We start from the raw sequence: 1180 nt of genomic DNA, 5'->3' as shown, positions 1-1180 counted from the left end.
TCAGGCCTTGGGGACGTGCAGGATCAGGGCATCGCCCTGGCCTCCGCCGCCACACAGCGCCGCCGCACCGGTGCCACCACCACGACGCTTGAGCTCCAACGCCAGGTGCAACGCCAACCGCGCACCCGACATGCCGATCGGGTGACCCAGCGCGATCGCACCACCGTTGACGTTGACCCTCTCCTCACCCACACCCAACGCACGCGCAGACACGATCCCCACCGACGCGAACGCCTCGTTGATCTCCACCAGATCCAACTCCGCCGCGTCGACCCCCTCCTTCGCGCACGCGGCCTTAATCGCATTCGACGGCTGCTCGTGCAAGCTCGCATCCGGACCCGCGACGACACCATGCGCACCGATCTCGGCCAGCCAGCTCAACCCCAGCTCCTCTGCCCTGACCTTGCTCATCACCACCACCGCCGCCGCACCATCGGAAATCTGCGACGCCGAACCCGCCGTGATCGTGCCATCCGCAGCAAACGCCGGACGCAACTTCGCCAACGTCTCAACCGTGGTACCGGCACGAATGCCCTCATCGGCATCCACCACCAACGGACCACCCTTGCGACGCGGCACCTCGACCGGGACGATCTCCTCGGCGAACACACCCCGCTCCACCGCCGCCGCGGCACGCTGATGCGAACGAGCCGCGAACGCGTCCTGCTCCTCCCGGGTCACGCCATACCCAGCGTTGTACTTCTCGGTCGACAAACCCATCGCGACCTGGTCGAACGCGCAAAACAGACCGTCATGGGCCAGGTGGTCGAGCAGCTGCACATCGCCGTACTTGAAACCCTCCCGCGACCCGGTCAGCAAATGCGGCGCCCGCGTCATCGACTCCTGACCACCGGCCACCACGATCTCGAACTCACCCGCCCGGATCAGCTGATCAGCCAACGCGATCGCATCCAACCCCGACAGACACACCTTGTTGATCGTCAACGCCGGCACATCCATCGGAATACCCGCGGCCACCGCCGCCTGCCGCGCCGGGATCTGCCCCGCACCAGCAGTCAGCACCTGACCCATGATCGTGTACCCGACCTGATCCGGACGCACCCCAGCCCGCTCCAACGCCGCCCTGATCGCAACCCCACCCAGCTGCGCACCCGAGAAGTCCTTTAGCGAGCCGAGCAACCGCCCCATCGGAGTCCGCGCCCCCGCCACGATCACAGAA

1 protein-coding gene is annotated in these 1180 nt (G+C 66.8%); it reads right to left on the bottom strand.

The window, feature by feature from the left end; genetic code table 11:
* Positions 1-1180: acetyl-CoA C-acetyltransferase (locus ACWDKQ_RS36295; protein WP_450143260.1), on the bottom strand; the 1180-nt coding region annotated here is incomplete at its 5' end.

The organism is Saccharopolyspora sp. NPDC000995 (assembly GCF_053599315.1).
Note: the sequence above shows the minus strand (reverse complement) of the source record. Positions and strands in the feature narration are given on the sequence as shown.